Raw genomic sequence first — 18,499 nt, forward strand, 5'->3', positions numbered from 1 at the left:
CCCCCGCCCGCCGCGCCGCATGAAAGGCCGCGCGGGCAGGGGTAGAATGGCGGGGTGAATTTCCCCGTCCAAGCCATCACCCTCGACCTTGACGACACGCTGTGGCCGTTCGCTCCGATCGGCGCCCGCATTGAACAGGTCCTGCACGCGTGGATGTGCGAACACAGCCCGGCCACCGCTGCGATGTATCCGGTGGCGGCGATGCGCGAACTGCGCGAGCGGCTGTACCACGCCCATCCGCACCTCCACCACGACCTGAGCGCGCTGCGCCGGCTGACCCTGCACGAAGCGCTGCACACCAGTGGCTCCAGCCTCGATCTGCTGGAACCGGCGTATGAGGTGTTCTACGCCGCGCGCAACCAGGTGGAGTGCTACCCGGATGCAATCGACGCGCTGGCGCGGATCGCCGCGCGGGTGCCGGTGGCGGCGCTGAGCAACGGCAATGCCGACCTGGAACGGATCGGCCTGGCCCATCATTTCGCCTTCCAGCTGGGTTCGCGCGAACATGGCGCGGCCAAGCCCGAGGCCAGCATCTTCCACGCCGCCTGCACCCGCCTGGGTGTGGCGCCGGCCCAGGTACTGCACGTCGGCGACCACGCCGAGATGGACGTGGCCGGAGCGATTGCCGCCGGCCTGCGCGGCTGCTGGATCAACCGCGAGGCTGCCACCTGGACCCATCCGCAACTGCAGCCGGACCTGCAGTTCGACACCCTCACCGGCCTGGCCGACTGGTTGGACGCCAACCTCGACGCCGCCGCACCCCGGAGTATCTGACGCATGAGCGAGATCACTGGCTTCACCGCCGACACCACCGCGGCACTGCCGCTGTACGTACTGGACCGCGAACAGTTTGCCGCCTGGAAAGACGGTCAACCGGCCGCGACCCAGGCGTGGCTGGCCTCGCAGGGCTTCAGCGCCGGCGCGCACAGCGTGGCCCTGCTGCCCGGTGCCGATGGCCTGGCCGGTGCGGTGATGGGCGTGGGCGATCGCGCCGATGCCTACAGCTATGCGCACGCGCCGCACGCGCTGCCGGAAGGCAGCGTCTGGCAGCTGGCCAATGACCTGCCGGCCGCCGAACAGGCGCTGCTGCAGCTGGGTTGGGGCCTGGGCAGCTACCGCTTCGACCGCTACCGCAAGCGCAACCGTGCGCCGGCACGGCTGGTGGCTGCACCGTCGGGCGAAGTGGCCGACCTGATCGCCGCCAGCCTGCGCGTGCGCGACTGGGTCAACACCCCGACCGAAGACATGGGCCCGCAGCAGCTGGAAGACGCCGCGCGTGCGCTGGCCGATGCACACGGTGCGCAGGTCGAGGCGATCACCGGCGATGAACTGCTGAAGCAGAATTTCCCGGCCATCCACGCCGTGGGCCGCGCCTCGCATCGCGCGCCGCGCCTGGTGGTGCTGCGCTGGGGCAAGGACACCGATCCGTCGCTGGTGCTGGTCGGCAAGGGCGTTTGCTTCGATACCGGCGGCCTGGACATCAAGCCGGCCGACGGCATGCGCAACATGAAGAAGGACATGGGCGGCGCCGCCCACGCACTGGCCCTGGCCGGCCTGGTGATGGCACGCGGGCTGCCGGTGCGCCTGACCCTGCTGGTGCCGGCGGTGGAAAACGCGATCGGTCCGGATGCGTTCCGTCCCGGCGAAGTGATCGCCACCCGCAAGGGCCTGAGCGTGGAGATCGACAACACCGACGCCGAGGGCCGCGTGATCCTGTGCGATGCGCTGACCTTTGCCGGTGAGCAGACGCCGGACCTGGTGCTGGATTTCGCCACCCTTACCGGCGCTGCCCGCATCGCGCTGGGCCCGGATCTGCCGGCACTGTTCAGCAACGACGACACGGTGGCCCAGCAGTGGCTGCAGGCTGGCGATGCAACGCGCGACCCGGTCTGGCGCATGCCTCTGTGGCGCCCCTACCTGCGCTACCTGAGCAGCGGCATTGCCGATCTGGCCAACGCCGGTTCGCGCATGGCCGGCTCGGTCACCGCCGCGTTGTACCTGGAGCGGTTCCTGCAGGACGGCCAGCGCTGGGCGCACCTGGACGTGTATGCCTGGAACGATGGCGAACGCCCGGGTCGTCCGGCCGGTGGCGAAGCGCTGGCGCTGCGCTCGGCGTGGGCGATGCTGAAGGCGCGTTACGCCTGATGGCGCCGCCGGGCATGGCCCGGCGCTACCCATGCAAGTGCGGGTACAGGTACTGACCCGCAATCCCGGTGGGTGCCGACCTTGGTCGGCACGCCGTTCCCGGCAAACTTGACGAAAATTTGAATACCGGGCCTGGAAAGGTTCTGCGAGGATGTGTGGGTCGACCACCCACACGCTCCGTGAAGGCAGGACTCCGACCATGTCGCTCTTCCGCTACACCCGTGCCGGCCAGACGCCAGGCGCACCGCGCAGGCCTTCGCCACTGCTCTGGATCGCACTGATCGCACTGATTCTGGGTGCGGTCGCGCTGACCTTCGCCTGGCTGGCCGGCTGGATCGGCAACCGCCTGACCGCACAGCGCTTCACCGACACCATCGAGGCCACCGGCCCGGCCCATCCAGGTTTCCGCCGCGCGCACAGCAAGGGCATCTGCGTGAGTGGCTGGTTCGAACCCAGCGCGCAGGCCCCCACCCTGTCCAGTACACGGGTGTTCTCGCAGACCCGGGTGCCGGTGATGGGCCGCCTGTCGATCGGCGGTGGCGACCCCTACGGCGCCGACAACACCGCACGCGTGCGCAGCCTCGCGGTGCAGATGGTCAGCGACGATGGCCAGGAATGGCGTATGGCGATGAACAGCTTCCCGTTCTTCGCCGTGCCCAACGCCGAGGCGTTCTACGAGCAGACGCGCGCCTCCATTCCCGACCCGGCCACCGGCAAGCCCGACCCGCAGAAGATGGCGGCGGTGCTGGCGAAGTACCCCAGTGCACAGGCGTTCCAGCAGTGGGCCAAGACCGCACCGTGGACCAGCAGTTGGGCCGACACCACCTTCAACAGCGTCAACAGTTTCTGGTTCACCAATGCGCAGGGTCAGAAGCGAGCCGTGCGCTGGCGCTGGCAGCCGCAGGCGGCGGTGGTGGAGATGGATGCGGAAACGCGCAAGCAGGCCAGCGTCGATTTCCTCAGCCAGGAACTGAAACAGCGCTTGGCCAACGGCCCGGTGCGCTGGAACCTGGTCGTCAGCACCGCCGCACCTGGCGATGCCATCGATGATCCGTCGGTGCCGTGGCCCGCGTCGCGCGATGAGGTGGTGGCCGGCGTGCTCAGCCTGGACCGCATGCAGTCGCAGGAGGAAGGCGCCTGCGGCCAGATCAACTTCGATCCGCTGATCCTGCCCAGCGGCGTGCGCGGCAGCGACGATCCGATCCTGGCTGCGCGCTCGGCCGTGTATTCGCAGTCCTTCAACCGCCGCGAGCGCGAGCGCGCCAGCGGCAACGTCGAGCAACCGAAGGGGGCCGCACGATGAGTACCGGCAACGGCCACTTCAACCTGCTGGCGAGGGCTCTGCACTGGAGCATGGCGCTGATGATCATCGCCATGCTGTTCATCGGCGTGACCATGGTCGCCTCACTGCATCTGCGTCCGGTGCTGATCGACCTGCACCGCCCGCTGGGCATCGCGATCCTGCTGCTGGTGCTGCTGCGCCTGTACAACCGCCTGCGCCACCGCCCGCCGCCGCTGCCGGCCGACCTGCCGGTGTGGCAGGTGGTGGCTGCGAAAGCCTCGCACTGGATGCTGTACGCGCTGATGCTGGCGATGCCGCTGATTGGCTGGGCGATGCTGTCGGCCGGCGGCTACCCGATCGTGCTGTGGGGGGGCGTGCACCTGCCGCCGATCGTGCCGCATACCCCGGCGCTGTATGCCGCATTGCGCAATGCGCACAGCCTGCTGGCGTATGTGTTGTTCGCCACGGTGCTGATGCACGTGGGTGCGGCGCTGTTCCACCTGTGGGTGCGCCGCGATGGGGTGTTCCAGGCGATGGCGCGCGGGAAGGATTGAAGGGGTTCGCCGGGAGTTCCCGGCGGATCGTTTCCGCGCCCGCGGAGGGGTGTCACTTTCTTTGCGCGCAAGAAAGTAACCAAAGAAACGCTCCGCCGGCGCGAGCCGACCTGCTGCGCACGCCGGTGCCCTGTGCTCCTCGGCCCGCTTGAAGGCGGACTGGAAGGGCAAGATCAACGGCTAGAGCATCCACGCATGGCGTGGATCTACTGGGTGCAGCTGCGGCTTTTGCTCTTGGGTCCGCCTTGAGCGAGCCGAGCATCGCAGGGGAATCAGGGGCGCAGAGGCGCCGATGTCTGAGCGCAGCGAGTTCGGCGCCGTCCCCTGATTCACCGAGAAGCGCAGGGAACTGGCGCGGAACGACGGCTCGCGCTCTGGCGGCGTGTTTCTTTGGTTACTTTCTTTGCACGAGCAAAGAAAGTGACACCTCTCCGCAGGCGCGGAAATGATCCGCTACAACCACCCCTTCTGCCGCGCCAGCCGGTACGCCTCGATCCGGTTGGCCACACCCAGCTTGCCGATGCACTCGGACAGGTAATTGCGCACCGTGCCGTGCGACAACCCCAGCTGCTCGGCGATCTCGCTGGCGGTGCGGCCCTCACCGGCCAGGCGCAGCACGCGGCGTTCGCGGTCGGTCAGCGGGTCGGCCTGCGACCACGCATCCAGCGCCAGCTGCGGATCGATCGCGCGAATGCCCTGCTTCACCTTGCGCAGGGCCTCAGCCAGATTCTCCGCTGGCGCATCCTTCAACAGGTAGCCGAGCACGCCCGCTTCCAGCGCGCGGCGCAGGAAACCGGCACGGGCGAAGGTGGTCACGATCACCACCTTGATCGGCAACGCATGGCGGGCGATGCGCTGTGCCAGCTCCAGCCCCGACAGGCCCGGCATTTCGATGTCGGTCACCAGGATGTCCGGTTGCAGCTGCTGCAGCATGCGCCAGGCGGCCTCGCCGTCGGCAGCACTGCCCAGCACCTCGATGTCCGGCTCCAGGCCCAGCAGCGCCGACAACGCACCCCGCACCATCGCCTGGTCTTCAGCCAGCAGGATGCGGATCATGCGGCACCGCCCGCTGCCAGCGTCGGCGGCGTGCCCGGCGGCAGCGGCGTGGTGGCCGCGCCCACAGGCACGCGCACGGTCAGCACCGTGCCCTCGCCCTTCGCAGACTGCATCTGCAACTGCCCGCCCAGCGCCGCCACCCGCTCACGCATCCCGCACAGGCCATTGCCTTCGGCCTGCACACCGCCGCGGCCATCGTCGCGGATCTGCATCGCCAGCATCCTTCCTTCCAGCATGAAATCCACCCGCGCCTGCGTTGCCTGCGCATGCCGGGCGATGTTGGTGGCCGCTTCGCGCAGCACCAGCGCCAGGCCGCGTTCGACGTCCACCGGCATTGCCGGTGGCGGCGCATAGTGCAGGTGCACCTGCTGGCATTCCAGCAGCAGGCGTGCCGAGGCCAGTTCGCCCGCCAGGTCGCTGGCACGGATGCCGGTGACCGCACTGCGCACCTGCGCCAGTGCCTCACGCGCGATGTCCTCGGCCTCGCCGATCTCCTGCCGCGCACGTGCGTCGCCACGGTCGTGCAGCTTGCGCGCCAGCTCCAGCTTCAAGGTGATCAGCGACAGGGTATGGCCCAGCAGATCGTGCAGGTCGCGGCCGATGCGCTCGCGCTCGGCGGTGGTCGCCAGCCGCCGCACTTCCTCCTGCGACAGCTGCAATGCGGCGTCCTTTTCCTTGTTCACCGTCTCCACGTTCACCACCATGCCGATGATGAACGACACCGCCGGCACCCAGACCAGGCTCTGCCACGGGTAGTGCGCAAGGTAGGCCACCAGGTAGAACACCGCGTTGAGCGCGGCCAGCAGCAACAGATAGCGCCACCAGCTGCTGCGCCCGCAGACCCGCAGCATCACACAGCCGAAGATGAAGTAGCTGATGCCCGACGGGTACCAGGGCACCAGCACGATGGCCAGCGCGGTCATCGCCAGCGCGTAGCGGGGCGCATGGTGCCGCGGCGACAGCAGCAGGCGCGCATACAGCAGCAGGAACAACGGATAGCTGGCCAGGGTGAACCACAGCCAGCGCAGCGTGTAGCCCCCGGAAAACAGCGGCGTCATGAACACCCACACCGTCCACAGCAGGTGGATGGCATCGGCCCAGGCCGGCTTGCCGCGGCGCAGGTTGTCGGCCACGGCCGAATCCGGCGCGGGACGCAGCAGGGAGGCAAGCCAGCTCGGCGGCACAGGAGGATCCAGGCGGGGACGATCGCTGCCGATCATGCCAGTTCAGCCGATCCGGCGCAGGCGGCGCCGCGCCAGCAGCAACGCCACAAGGGTGACCGCCAGCAGCACCAGCAGATGGCCGGCGACGCTGCCCGCCGACGGCAGCCCCACCACCGGCAACGCCAGCTGCGCCAGGTGCCAGGTGGGCCACAGCGGTGCCATCATCGAAAACACCTTGGGCAGCGCTGACAGCGGCAGCCACAGCCCCGACAGCAACGCCAGCGGCAGGTAGACCAGATTCACCATCGCCGGCGCTGCGCTGGCACTGACATGGCTGCCGATCAGCAGACCGATCGCCCCCAGCGGCAACGCAGCCAGCCCTGCTACTGCCAGCAGTTGCAGCATCTGCAGCGCCGACAGCTGCACACCGCCGAATACACGCGCCACGCCGATCAACACCACAGCCACCAGCAACGCGAACATCACGGCCATGGCCAGGCGTGCCAGCAACGGTGCCGCGGCCGGCATCGGCAGCGCGCGCTTGAGCGTCAGCAGGCCGCCTTCGCGGTCCAGCGCCAGCTGCACGCCGAAGCCGAACAACGCCGGTGCCATCGCGCCGAACACGCAGTAGGTGGCCAGCAGGTACAGCGGCGCGTGGCCACGCCCCAGCAGCACACCGAACAGCAGATAGAACAGCACCGGGAACAGCAACGAAGGCACGGCGAACGCCGGCGTGCGCCAGGCGCGGCGCAGTTCGGCCTGCAGTTCGGCACGGTACGGGCGCACGGCCTGTCGCCAGGCTGGGGCCGGTTGCGCGGCGCTGCGGATCGGGGCGCTGCGGATCGGGGCGCTGCGGATCGGGGTCTTCATGCGGCCTCCCGGGTCAGGTCGAGGAAGGCGTCGGCCAGCGCCGCGCCCTGTACTTCCAGCTCACGCAGCTGCGCATCGGCCGCCAGCAGGCGGGCCACCACCGGTTCGGCCGGGCTGGCCAGCAGCTGCAGGTGCTCACCGTCGCGCTGCACCTGCTGCACCTCCGGCCACTGCTGCACCTGCTCGGCGGGCAGCACACTGCGGCAGCGGATGCGGCGCGGCCGGTCGGCCAGGCGCAGCTCGGCCAGCGGCGCATCGGCCAGCACGCGGCCCTGTTCCAGCACCACCACCTGCTGCGCCAGGGCCTCGGCCTCTTCCAGGTAGTGGGTGGTGAGCAGCACGCCGCAGCCTTCGGTCACCAGCTGCCGGATCGCCTGCCACAGGGTCTGCCGTGCCTGGAGGTCCAGGCCGGTGGTCGGCTCATCCAGGAACAGCACGCGCGGACGGCCACACACCGCGATGGCGAACTGTACGGCGCGCTGCTGGCCACCGGACAGCTGGCCATAGCGGCGGCGCGCCAGCGCCTGCAGCCCGGCCCGCTGCAGCGCCTCGGGCAACGGCATCGGGTCGGGGTAGCAGGCACTGGCCTGGGCCACCAGCTCGTCCACCTGCAGCATCGGCGGCAGGCTGGTGCTCTGCAACATCACGCCCAGGCCGAGGCGGCTGGCGCGCTGCTGCGGGTCGCCGCCCAGCAGCTCGACCTGGCCGGCATCGGCGCGGCGCAGGCCCAACAACACGCTGATCGCGGTACTCTTGCCGGCACCGTTGCGGCCCAGCAATGCCAGCACCTGGCCAGCGCGGACCTGCAGGTCGATGCCCTGCAGGGCGGTATGGTCGCGATAGCGCACCTGCACCTGCTGCAGGCGGGCCAGCGACGGGGCGATCGGATCCATGGGCGGTACCGGTAGCGGGGACGTTGCCATCCTGTGCCGCCGTGGTCACATATCGCAGTTGCCGCCGTCAGGGACATCGGATGACAGCTGTCACTGCCGTTATCGCTGTGCTTGCCCTCATGCTGTGCCGCACGCTCCACCGCCGGAACCGCCGCCGTCCGCCCTTCCGGTCACACCCGCCCGAACGCCTGTGATGGAACGAATGAACGCTTCTGCCGAGCTGTTGAAGGAACTCCGTATCGAACGCAAGTCGCCGCCGCCTGCCTCCGGCGGCAGTGGAGGCGGCCGCCGCTGGCTGTGGATCGTGATCATCGTGATTGCGCTGCTGCTGGCCGCCGGCGCCTTCGCGCTGTTCGGCCGCACCCCCGCCGTGGAGGTGGAAACCGCGCCGGCAGTGGCCATCCAGCAGGGCAGCGCCAGCAGTTCGGTGCTCGATGCCAGTGGCTATGTGGTCGCCCGGCGCATGGCCACGGTATCGGCCAAGATCACCGGCAAGGTGCGCGAGGTGATGATCGAGGAAGGCATGCGGGTCGAGGCCGGCCAGGTGATGGCCACGCTGGATCCGATCGACGCCGATGCGCAGCGCAGCCTGTACGCCTCGCAGCTGCAGGCCGCGCGCAGCCAGGTAGCCGGTTTGGAGGCGCAGCAGCGGCAAGCCGCCGCCGAAGCCAGCCGCCTGCAGGCGCTGGTGGGCCAGCAGCTGGTATCGCGCTCGCAGTACGACCAGGCCGTGGCCCAGCGCGACAGCCTGCGTGCGCAGCTGGATACCGCACAGCGCAACGTCAAGGTCGCCCACGACCAGTTGGCCATCGCCGACCTGGGTGTGGACAACAACGTGGTGCGCGCGCCGTTCTCCGGCGTGGTCACCGCCAAGGCGGCGCAGCCGGGCGAAATCGTCTCGCCGCTGTCGGCTGGCGGTGGCTTCACCCGAACCGGCATCGGCACCATCGTCGACATGGATTCGCTGGAAATCGAGGTCGAAGTCGGCGAAGCCTTCATCGGCCGGGTGCAGCCGAAGATGCCGGTGGAAGCCACGCTCAACGCCTACCCGGAATGGAAGATTCCGGGCGAGGTGATCGCGATCATTCCCACCGCCGACCGCGGCAAGGCCACGGTGAAGGTGCGCGTGGCGCTGAAGGTGAAGGATCCGCGCATCGTGCCGGAGATGGGCGTTCGGGTCAGCTTCCTGGAACAGGCACAGCCGCAGGCCGCGGCCAAGCCGCAGGGCGTGCGCGTGCCGGGCGGTGCCGTGGTCCAGCGCGACGGCGCTTCGGTGGCCTTCGTGCTGGCTGACGAGAACCGCGTGCAGCAGCGCACGGTCGAGGCCGGCCAGGCGATGGGCAAGGACCGTCAGATCCTCAAGGGCGTAAGTGCAGGCGAGTCGGTGGTGGTCAATCCGCCGGACACCCTGCGCGATGGCGCCAAGGTGCAACAGAAACAAGCGCAGTAACGGCCTGGCGCCTTCGGGCGCCGCCGGCAGCACCGTTCGACGCTCGCCCCCGGCCCTGGCCGGTGCGCTTCCCCGTTTCCCGCCTTCCGTGGAGAACCACCCATGTCGACCCTGGTTTCACTGCGCAACATCACCAAGACCTACCAGCGTGGCCCTGAGAAAGTGCAGGTGCTGCATGGCATCGACCTGGACATCGCGCGCGGCGATTTCGTCGCGCTGATGGGCCCGTCCGGTTCGGGCAAGACCACCCTGCTCAACCTGATCGGCGGCCTGGACAACCCCAGCGGCGGCGAGATCAGCATCGAAGGCGAGCGCATCGACCAGATGAGCGGTGGCCAGCTGTCCACCTGGCGCAGCCACCATGTCGGCTTCGTCTTCCAGTTCTACAACCTGATGCCGATGCTGACTGCGCAGAAGAACGTGGAGCTGCCGCTGCTGCTGACCCATCTCAGTGCCGCCCAGCGCAAGCGCAATGCCGAGATCGCGCTGACCCTGGTCGGCCTGGCCGACCGCCGCAGCCACCGCCCCAATGAACTGTCCGGCGGCCAGCAGCAGCGCGTGGCAATCGCCCGCGCGATCGTCTCCGACCCGACCTTCCTGATCTGCGACGAACCCACCGGCGATCTCGACCGCCAGTCCGCCGAAGAGATTCTGGGCCTGCTGCAGCAGCTCAACCGCGAGCACGGCAAGACCATCATCATGGTCACCCATGACCCGAAGGCGGCCGAGTACGCCACCCACACGGTGCACCTGGACAAGGGCGAGCTGGCCGACGCGCCGCTGGCTCACTGACGGAGGCCACGGCGATGAAATATTTCTCGTTGGTGTGGGCGCAGCTGTTCCGCAGCCGCACCCGCACCCTGCTGACCCTGCTGTCGGTGGTGGCCGCATTCCTGCTGTTTGGCATGCTCGATTCGGTGCGGGTGGCGTTCGCCTCCGGTGGCAGCGTGGAAGGCGCCAATCGCCTGGTCGTGGCCTCGCGGCTGTCGATCACCCAGTCGCTGCCGATCCGCCTGGAAACCCAGATCCGCCAGGTGGCTGGCGTGCGCGACGTGGCCTACGGCATGTGGTTCGGTGGCATCTACCAGGACCCGAAGAACTTCTTCCCGAACTTCTCGGTCTCGCCCAACTACTTCGACGTCTACCGCGAGTTGCAGATCGACCCGGCGCAGCTGGAAGACTGGAAGCAGACCCGCACCGGTGCCATCGTCGGCGAGACCCTGGCCAAGCAGTTCGGCTGGAAGATCGGCGACACCATCCCGCTGCAGGCCACGATCTTCCCGCGCGGCGGCAGCAATGACTGGCCGCTGGAGCTGAAGGGCATCTACCGCTCCAAGGACCGTGCGCTGGCGGCCAACGAAGAACGCCAGTTGATGATGAACTGGAAGTACTTCGATGAATCCAACGATTACATCAAGAACCAGGTGAGCTGGTACACGGTGACGCTGGACAACGTCGACCACGCCTCACGCGTGGCGCAGGCCATCGATGCGATCTCGGCCAACTCCGACCACGAGACCAAGACCCAGACCGAATCGGCGTTCCAGCAGGCCTTCGTCAAGCAGTTTGCCGACATCGGCATGATCGTCACCTCGATCATGGGCGCGGTGTTCTTCACCTTGCTGCTGCTGACCGGCAACACCATGGCGCAGGCGGTGCGCGAACGCGTGCCGGAGCTGGCCACGCTGAAGACCCTGGGCTTCAAGGACAGCACCGTACTGACTCTGGTGATGGTGGAATCGGTGCTGCTGATCGGCCTGGGCGGCCTGATCGGCATGGGCCTGGCGTCACTGGTGCTGCCGGCCATCAGCCCCAAGAGCATGGGCATGCTGCCACCGCACGTACCGACCCCGACCTGGCTGATGGGGCTGGGCCTGATCGTGGTGATCGGCATCATCGTCGGCCTGCTGCCGGCGCTGCGTGCCAAGCGCCTGAAGATCGTCGACGCATTGGCCGGCCGCTGAGGAGACCTGCAGATGAACAAGTTCAAGAAGTGGGTCGGCAACGCGTTGACCGTGCTGCTGCTGGTCATCGGCCTGGTGCTGTGGATCGGCCTGCCGTGGATCGGCGTGCTGGCCGTGGCCGTGCTGGTGGCGCTGTGGCTGCTGCTGACCCGCGGCGGGCGGCTGGCCCTGGCGGCCACCCGCATCGGCGTGGCCAGCCTGCCGCAGCGCTGGGGCGCATCGTCGGTGATCGTGGTCGGCATCGCCGGCGTGGTCGGCGTGCTGGTGGCGATGCTGGCGATGGGCGAAGGCTTCCAGGCCACGCTCAACAACACCGGCGATGACACCACCGCCATCGTGCTGCGCGGGGGCTCGCAGGCCGAGACCAACTCGGTGATCACCCGCGAACAGGTGCCGATGCTGTCCACCCTGCCCGGCATCAGCCGCGACGCGCAGGGCCGTCCGCTGCTGTCACCGGAACTGTCACAGGTGGTCAACCTGGTGTCGAAGTCTGATGGCACCGACGTCAACGCGCAGTTCCGCGGCGTCGGCCCGCAGGCGTGGGCGGTGCATGACCGGGTCAAGATCGTCGAAGGTCGCAGATTCGGCACCGGCCTGCGCGAGATCGTGGTCGGCCAGGGCGCCAAGGGCCAGTTCCGCGACCTGGAGGTGGGCAAGACCCTGACCCTGGGCAACCAGACCTGGACCGTGGTGGGCGTGTTCGCCACCGGCGATGCGCATGACTCGGAACTGTGGACCGACGCCGACACGCTGGCCACCACCTACCAGCGCAGTGCCTGGCAGTCGATCACCGTGCGCACCGAGGGCAAGCCGGGCTTCGAGCAGTTCAAGACCGCCGTGGCGGCCGACCCGCGCCTGAAGCTGGACGTGGAAACCACCCGTGCCTACTACGGCAAGCAGGGCGGCGGCCTGACCAAGCTGATCGACATCCTCGGCAAGGTGATCGGCACGATCATGGCGGTCGGTGCGGTGTTCGGCGCGCTCAACACCATGTATGCAGCGGTGGCCACGCGTGCGCGCGAGATCGCCACGATGCGCGCGATCGGCTTCCGCGGCCTGCCGGTGGTGACCGCGGTGATGCTGGAGACGATGCTGCTGGCGCTGCTCGGCGGCCTGCTCGGCTGCGCGGTGGCGTGGCTGCTGTTCAACGGCTACAGCGTGTCCACCATCGGCAGCAACTTCAGCGCGGTGGTGTTCAAGTTCCATGTGTCGCCGGAACTGCTGTGGACCGGCCTGAAATGGGCGCTGGGCATCGGCCTGGTCGGCGGCCTGTTCCCGGCGCTGCGCGCGGCACGCCTGCCGATCACCACGGCACTGCGCGAAACCTGAGCTTGGGTTTCGCAGCGGTACACCCGGAAGGACGGAGCGAAAGCTCCGTCCTTTTTTTTGTCACGTGTCTGTGGATTGTTGGACGCGATTCATCTTGCCGCCGCGCTGTCAGACCGCTGCCCAGGGAAACCCTCTAGAATCGCGCGCCCATCATCTGCAACCGCGTTCCCGTCACGGCCATCTCTCTCCTGGCCGTGGATGGAAGCAGAACGGCGCCCTTCGGGGCGCCGTTCTTTTTGCAGGAAGCTATCGCTTGCGCATCGCGCGCAGGTTGTCGCCGACAAACAGGATCAGGCCGGCCCAGATCGCGGCAAAGCCGATCGCCTTGCCGGTATCGAAGGCCTCATGGAAGAAGAACACGCCCAGCAGCAGCTGCAGGCTCGGTGCGATGTACTGCAGGATGCCGACCAGCGACAGCGGAATCCGTTTCACGCCGTAGGCAAAACCGATCAAGGGCACAGCGGTGACCACGCCCCCGAAGATCAGCAGCAGATCGTTGCGCCAGCCCCAGCCATGGAAGAACGCGCCGCCATGGCCGTTCTCGGCCCAGATCGCAAACGCCAGCGCCGGCAGGAACAGGTACAGGCTTTCCACGCCCAGCCCAGCCACCGGATCGACCGAGACCAGCTTGCGCAGCAGGCCGTACAGCCCGAACGAACAGGCCAGGCCCAGCGCGATCCAGGGCGGCGTGCCGGCGTCGATGGTCAGCCAGGCCACCCCCACCGCCGCCATCGCCACCGCCACCCACTGCAGGCGGCGCAGGCGTTCCTTCAGCACCAGCACGCCCAGCAGCACGTTCACCAGCGGGTTGATGAAGTAGCCCAGGCTGGTCTCGATGACATGGCCGGCGTTGACCGCCCAGATGTACAGGCCCCAGTTGAAGGCGATGGTCAGGCTCGACACCAGCAGGATCGGCAGCGCGCGCGGCTGCGCGGCGATCTTCTGCCACCAGCCCAGGCGCGCACTGAGCAGCAGCCAGCCCAGCACCAGCACCGTGCTCCAGATGATGCGGTGAGCGATGATCTGGAACGAGGGCACCTCGTTAAGCAGGTGCCAGTACACCGGCACCAGCCCCCAGATCACGAAGGTGGAGGCGGTGACCAGCAGGCCACGGCGTTGTTCTTTTTCGTCCATGCTCATTTCCTGCGCGTCCTTGCCATCGTCAGCACCACCACGCCCAGCAGGATCACCGCCATCGCCAGCAGGTCGCGCCAACCGAAGCGCTCACCGTTGAGCAGCGCGCCCAGCAGCACCGCAATCACCGGGTTGACGTACGCATAGCTGCCGGCCAGCGCCGGGCGCACGTTCTGCAGCAGCCAGACGTAGGCGGTGAAGGCGACGATGGAGCCGAACACACACAGATAGGCCATCGCCAGCAGGCCGTCGGTGTCGGGCAGCGTGGTCGGGCGTTCGCCAACGGCCAGGCCGATCAGCACCAGCAGCACGCCACCGCAGATCATCTGCCCGGCTGCGGTCATGAACGGGCCCGGCAGGTCCAGCCCGCGTGCCCACACCGAGCCGAACGCCCAGCCCACCGGTGCGATCAACAGCAGCACCAGCCCGGTCGGCGAAGCGGTCAGGCTGCTGCCGGCATTGAGCCAGACCACGCCGAGGAAGCCGATGGCGATGCCCAGCCACTCACCACGGCTGGCGTGCTGGCCGCGCAGCGCCGAGAACAACGCCATCCACAGCGGCACCGAGGCCACGGCGGTCGCCGCCAGGCCCGAGGACACCTCGCGCTCGGCCAGCACCACCATGCCGTTGCCCAGCACCAGCATGGTCACGCCCATGATCAGCAGGTTGCGCCACTGCCGCAGGCTCGGGTTCGGCATCTTCCAGAACAGGCGCAAGGCCAGGAACATCACACCGCCGGCGATGATGAACCGGCTGCCGGAGACCATCGTCAGCGGCAGCGCGCCGCCATGCAGGGCCTTGGCGATGCCCAGGTAGGTCGAACCCCAGACCACATAGACCAGCAGCAAGGCCAGCGCGACAAGGCCACCCCGGGGGGCAGCCGCAGACGGAGAAGGGGGAGCCGACATGACGCACCAGCAGACGGGGGAAACCGATTCTAGAGCCTTCTACAGAGGGAAATCACCCCGGTTTGCGACAACCTGCCGGTGCCCGCCGAAGCCCCCGCGATGACACCGGATACGACGATTTAGTTATGGTCCGCAGGCGTGGCCTGGTCCACCCTGTGCGGTCCCATGCGCTGCCCGCCCTCCCGGCACCCGGCGTTGACGTGGGATGCAGTACCTAGGAGGCTGGCCCGCAGCGCCCTGCGCACGCCTGGCACCGATCTTTCCCGCACGGAAGCGCCGCATCGAGGATTCCCACCCAGATGAGCACCACGTCCCAACCCGCTGCCCCCAGCACCGAAGGCGCCGCGCTGCGCCGCTCGATCTCCAATACCCTCAAAGGCTCCGCCGGCAACCTGGTGGAGTGGTACGACGTCTACGTGTACTCGGTGTTCGCCGTGTACTTCGAGTCGCAGTTCTTCTCGCCCGATGACAAGAACTCCACGATGTATGTGTGGGCGATCTTCGCGGCCACCTTCCTGATGCGCCCGATCGGGGCCTGGTTCTTCGGCCGCTTCGCCGACCGCCATGGCCGCCGCCTGGCGCTGACCGTCTCGGTGACGGTGATGGCGCTGTGCTCGTTCCTGATCGCCATCACTCCCACTGCGGCCAGCATCGGCATCTGGGCGGCGGTCATCCTGCTGTTCGCGCGGCTGCTGCAGGGCTTCGCCACCGGCGGTGAATATGGCGCCAGCGCCACCTACATGTCCGAGGCCGCCATTCCCGGCCGTCGCGGCTTCCTGTCCTCGTTCCACTACGTCACCCTGGTCGGCGGGCACGTGCTGGCCCAGCTTACCCTGCTGTTGATGCTGACCTTCTGGGGCAAGCCGGAGATCTCCGAGTGGGGCTGGCGCATCGCCTTCGGCATCGGTGGCATCGCCGCGGTGGTGGTGTTCTGGCTGCGTCGGGGCATGGACGAATCGCTGTCGGAGTCGTCCATCGAAGCCGCGCGCGAGGGCAAGGCACAGAAGTCCGGCTCGATGTACGAACTGTTCGTGCACCAGTGGCGCCCGCTGCTGCTGTGCTTCCTGATCACCGCCGGTGGCACCATCGCCTTCTACACCTATTCGGTGAACGGCCCGAAGATGATCCAGAGCGCCTTCGCGGGTAACGACCCGATGACCGGCACCCTGATCAACCTGGGCGTGCTGGCGTTCCTGATGGTGCTGCAGCCGGTCGGTGGCTGGCTGTCGGACATCATCGGCCGCAAGAGCCTGCTGGTGTTCTTCGGCGTGGGCGGCGTGCTGTACAGCTGGTACCTGATCACCCAGCTGCCGCACCAGCATGACGCCACCCTGGCCTTCCTGACCCTGGCCCTGGGCTTTGTCATCCTCACCGGCTACACCTCGATCAACGCGGTGGTGAAGGCCGAGCTGTTCCCCACCCACGTGCGTGCACTGGGCGTGGGCCTGGGCTATGCGCTGGCCAACTCGCTGTTCGGCGGCACCGCCCCGCTGCTGTACCAGGGCGCACTGAAGACCGGTCACGTCGACTGGTTCGCCATCTACGTGACCGCGACGATCGCGGTATCGTTGGTGGTCTATGTGTTCTTCCTCACCAACAAGGGCCCGAACTGGCTCGACGGCACCCGCAAGTAAGGATGCTGTAGTGATCGCGGCCACCGGTGCAATGCCGGTGGCCGCTGCGTCTGCGGCCTCGCCGCTGATGTGGATGGCGGTGATGCTGGCCGCCGCCACCGCGCTGGCCTGGCTGCTGCGCCGCCCCGACGCGCAGGCGGCGTGGCCGCGCATCGGTTTCGGCATCACCCTGCTGGTGCTCTGCGCCGCGCTTTCGCTGCAACTGGCGATGGACCTGGGCAGCGGGCACAGTTCGCTGCAACTGCGCTGGAGCTCCCGCCCGGGCCCCCTGCATGACGTCGGCCTGCGCACGATGGTGGTGTGCTATCTGGCCGCACTCGCGGCAGCCGGCTGGGGCGCGTGGAAACTGCTGCGCCGACGACGGTAGTGCCGGCCGCTGGCCGGCAACCCCCATCAGCGGCGGGCGGCTTCGCTCTTGTCACGCGCGCCACGGAACTCCGATTCCTTTTCCCACGTCGGCCAGCGGCGGCTGTTGGCCAGCTCGGCACCCAGGTCGTAGACCAGCAGGGTGTCGGCGGCGTGGCCGCTCGGGTCCCAGCTCGGGGTCCAGGCATCGCAGGCCTGGTGGTAGCAGTCGGCAAAGTACTTCTCGCGCAGGGCGCGGCCGGCTTCTACGCCACCGTCCCGCTTGTCCAGGCCCGGTCCGATGGTGATCGCCGGCACGCCCAAACGGGCGAAGGCGAAGTGGTCGGCGCGATAGAAGAAGCCGGCCTCCAGGTTCGGATCCGGGCTGTAGCTGCGGCCACGGGCCTTGGCCACGCGCTCCAGGTCGCCTTCCAGCGAAACCCGGCCCTTGCCCCACGACGCAATGTCACGGGTCGGGCCATCCGGGCTGAACATCTCGATGTTCAGCACCGCAGCGGTCTTGTCCAGCGGCGCCAACGGGTGCGCGGCATAGTAGCTGGCACCCAGCAGGCCCTTCTCTTCGGCGGTGAGCGCCACGAAGTACAGCGTGCGCTGCGGCTGCGGGCCGGCCGCGAACACGCGGCCCAGCTCCAGCACGGTGGCCACGCCGGTGGCGTTGTCGATCGCACCACGGCGGATGCGGTCCCCCTTGGCATCCGGCTGGCCGATGCCGAACGCGTCCCAGTGCGCAGAGAAGATCACCGCCTCGTCGCCGTGCTCGCCACCGGGCAGCTTGGCCACCACGTTGCGGGTCACCACCTGCTCGCGCTTGAGCGCGAAATCCACGCTCAGCTTGGCGTTGTCCAGCGCCACCGGGCGGAAGTCGGCGCGCATTGCCTTGCGCTTCTCGGCATCGAAATCCAGGCCGGCGTCGGCGAAGATCGCCTCGGCCAGTTCGCGCTGCATCCAGCCGCGCAGCGGCGTGTGCTGGGCCATCGCGTCAGCTTGGCCGCGCTCGATGTCGAACAGCGGCGAGGTACCCGAGCTCTTCACTGTCGCCCAGCCATAGGCGGCCGGCGCGGTCTCGTGCACGATCAGCACGCCCTCGGCGCCACGGCGTGCGGCTTCCTCGAACTTGTAGGTCCAGCGGCCGTAATAGGTCACCGCCTTGCCGTCGAACGCGCCCGGTGCATCGGCCTCGAAGTCGGCATCGTTGATCAGCACCACGGCGATCTTGCCGTGCAGGTCCACGTCCTTGTAGTCATTCCAGTGGCGTTCCGGCGCGTCGATGCCGTAGCCAACGAACACCAGCGGCGCATCCTTGATCTGCACGCGCTTGCGCGGCTGCAGGCTCTGCAGGGTCACGTCCACGCCATTGGCCAGTGCGCGCTTGCCCTGCTTCAGCGACAGGCTGGCCTTGGCCGGGCCGTCCAGCTGTGCACGCACCAGCGGTACCGGCTGCACCCAGCTGCCATCCACGCCGCCCGGCTGCAGGCCGTAGCTGCGGAACTGCTCGATCAGGTACTGCACGGTGCGCTCTTCGCCGGCAGTGGCCGGCGCGCGGCCCTCGAACTCGTCCGACGCCAGCACACGCACGTGACGCGACAGCGCCTGCGGATCGATGCCGCCGCCGGGCAGATCGTTGGCCGCATGGGCCAGGCCACCGACGAACAGGCAGGACGACAGCAGCAACACGCGCATCGGATTCACGGCAATACCACGGCAGGCTTGGAAGTCACCAGAGTGTAACGTGGTCGTGACATCGCGGCGCA

At 68.3% G+C, this 18,499-nt stretch carries 17 protein-coding genes; 10 read left to right on the forward strand and 7 right to left on the reverse strand.

What is annotated here, in order from left to right:
- Positions 1-54: 54 nt before the first annotated feature.
- The 4 genes from AC5YGJ_RS11870 to AC5YGJ_RS11885 all read left to right on the forward strand — a co-directional run bounded on the left by AC5YGJ_RS11870 (position 55) and on the right by AC5YGJ_RS11885 (position 3,981).
- The gene (locus AC5YGJ_RS11870; RefSeq protein ID WP_496186646.1) at positions 55-774 is read left to right on the forward strand and encodes an HAD family hydrolase; all 720 of its coding nucleotides are present in this window, start codon (positions 55-57) and stop codon (positions 772-774) included.
- A 3-nt stretch (positions 775-777) separates the two neighbouring features.
- A complete protein-coding gene (locus AC5YGJ_RS11875) occupies positions 778-2,145 on the forward strand; it encodes a leucyl aminopeptidase family protein (RefSeq protein WP_249842186.1) in 1,368 nt (455 codons plus the stop codon).
- Between the two features lie 199 nt (positions 2,146-2,344).
- Positions 2,345-3,448 (forward strand): catalase family peroxidase, encoded by a 1,104-nt coding sequence (locus AC5YGJ_RS11880; protein ID WP_496186647.1) that lies wholly within the window; start codon positions 2,345-2,347, stop codon positions 3,446-3,448.
- A complete protein-coding gene (locus AC5YGJ_RS11885) occupies positions 3,445-3,981 on the forward strand; it encodes a cytochrome b (protein WP_496186648.1) in 537 nt (178 codons plus the stop codon). Before AC5YGJ_RS11880 ends, AC5YGJ_RS11885 begins: the two co-directional genes overlap by 4 nt.
- A gap of 453 nt (positions 3,982-4,434) precedes the next feature.
- Here the strand turns inward: AC5YGJ_RS11885 and AC5YGJ_RS11890 are convergent, their stop codons facing one another.
- The 4 genes from AC5YGJ_RS11890 to AC5YGJ_RS11905 are packed head-to-tail and all read right to left on the reverse strand — an operon-like array spanning position 4,435 to position 7,963.
- Positions 4,435-5,037, reverse strand: coding sequence for a response regulator transcription factor (locus AC5YGJ_RS11890; RefSeq protein ID WP_107231516.1), 603 nt, complete (start codon positions 5,035-5,037; stop codon positions 4,435-4,437).
- On the reverse strand, positions 5,034-6,257 hold the full coding sequence (locus AC5YGJ_RS11895; protein WP_249842189.1) for a sensor histidine kinase: 1,224 nt from the start codon (positions 6,255-6,257) through the stop codon (positions 5,034-5,036). Before AC5YGJ_RS11895 ends, AC5YGJ_RS11890 begins: the two co-directional genes overlap by 4 nt.
- Positions 6,258-6,263: 6 nt before the next feature.
- Positions 6,264-7,070: an ABC transporter permease gene (locus tag AC5YGJ_RS11900; RefSeq protein ID WP_496186649.1), complete on the reverse strand. Its 807-nt coding sequence runs from the start codon at positions 7,068-7,070 to the stop codon at positions 6,264-6,266.
- Entirely contained in the window at positions 7,067-7,963 is an 897-nt protein-coding gene (locus AC5YGJ_RS11905) for an ABC transporter ATP-binding protein (RefSeq protein ID WP_496186650.1), read from the reverse strand. Before AC5YGJ_RS11905 ends, AC5YGJ_RS11900 begins: the two co-directional genes overlap by 4 nt.
- Before the next feature lie 202 nt (positions 7,964-8,165).
- Here AC5YGJ_RS11905 and AC5YGJ_RS11910 point away from each other — a divergent pair, with 202 nt between their 5' ends.
- From AC5YGJ_RS11910 to AC5YGJ_RS11925, 4 genes are all read left to right on the forward strand, one after another.
- Positions 8,166-9,413 carry an efflux RND transporter periplasmic adaptor subunit gene (locus tag AC5YGJ_RS11910; protein WP_107231512.1) on the forward strand — a complete coding sequence of 416 codons (1,248 nt, stop codon included), beginning with the start codon at positions 8,166-8,168 and terminating at the stop codon, positions 9,411-9,413.
- A 102-nt stretch (positions 9,414-9,515) separates the two neighbouring features.
- Positions 9,516-10,205, forward strand: a complete 690-nt coding sequence (locus tag AC5YGJ_RS11915; RefSeq protein ID WP_004153799.1) for an ABC transporter ATP-binding protein — start codon at positions 9,516-9,518, stop codon at positions 10,203-10,205.
- 14 nt (positions 10,206-10,219) lie between these two features.
- Entirely contained in the window at positions 10,220-11,377 is a 1,158-nt protein-coding gene (locus tag AC5YGJ_RS11920; RefSeq protein ID WP_057498632.1) for an ABC transporter permease, read from the forward strand.
- A gap of 12 nt (positions 11,378-11,389) precedes the next feature.
- On the forward strand, positions 11,390-12,706 hold the full coding sequence (locus AC5YGJ_RS11925) for an ABC transporter permease (protein ID WP_496186651.1): 1,317 nt from the start codon (positions 11,390-11,392) through the stop codon (positions 12,704-12,706).
- A gap of 246 nt (positions 12,707-12,952) precedes the next feature.
- Here AC5YGJ_RS11925 and rarD read toward each other — a convergent pair whose 3' ends face one another.
- Both rarD and yedA read right to left on the reverse strand, forming a co-directional pair.
- Positions 12,953-13,846 (reverse strand): EamA family transporter RarD, encoded by an 894-nt coding sequence (rarD, locus tag AC5YGJ_RS11930; protein ID WP_107231510.1) that lies wholly within the window; start codon positions 13,844-13,846, stop codon positions 12,953-12,955.
- Positions 13,843-14,748: a drug/metabolite exporter YedA gene (gene yedA / locus AC5YGJ_RS11935; RefSeq protein WP_496186652.1), complete on the reverse strand. Its 906-nt coding sequence runs from the start codon at positions 14,746-14,748 to the stop codon at positions 13,843-13,845. The genes rarD and yedA overlap by 4 nt, the downstream gene beginning before the upstream one ends.
- 299 nt (positions 14,749-15,047) lie before the next feature.
- Between yedA and AC5YGJ_RS11940 the strand changes: the two genes are divergently transcribed.
- Both AC5YGJ_RS11940 and AC5YGJ_RS11945 read left to right on the forward strand, forming a co-directional pair.
- The gene (locus AC5YGJ_RS11940; protein ID WP_496186653.1) at positions 15,048-16,382 is read left to right on the forward strand and encodes an MFS transporter; all 1,335 of its coding nucleotides are present in this window, start codon (positions 15,048-15,050) and stop codon (positions 16,380-16,382) included.
- A 67-nt stretch (positions 16,383-16,449) separates the two neighbouring features.
- The gene (locus tag AC5YGJ_RS11945) at positions 16,450-16,749 is read left to right on the forward strand and encodes a hypothetical protein (protein WP_249844917.1); all 300 of its coding nucleotides are present in this window, start codon (positions 16,450-16,452) and stop codon (positions 16,747-16,749) included.
- Between the two features lie 26 nt (positions 16,750-16,775).
- Here the strand turns inward: AC5YGJ_RS11945 and AC5YGJ_RS11950 are convergent, their stop codons facing one another.
- Positions 16,776-18,428 (reverse strand): M28 family metallopeptidase, encoded by a 1,653-nt coding sequence (locus tag AC5YGJ_RS11950; RefSeq protein ID WP_496186743.1) that lies wholly within the window; start codon positions 18,426-18,428, stop codon positions 16,776-16,778.
- Positions 18,429-18,499: the final 71 nt, after the last annotated feature.

This window comes from Stenotrophomonas sp. CS3K5 (assembly GCF_059515225.1).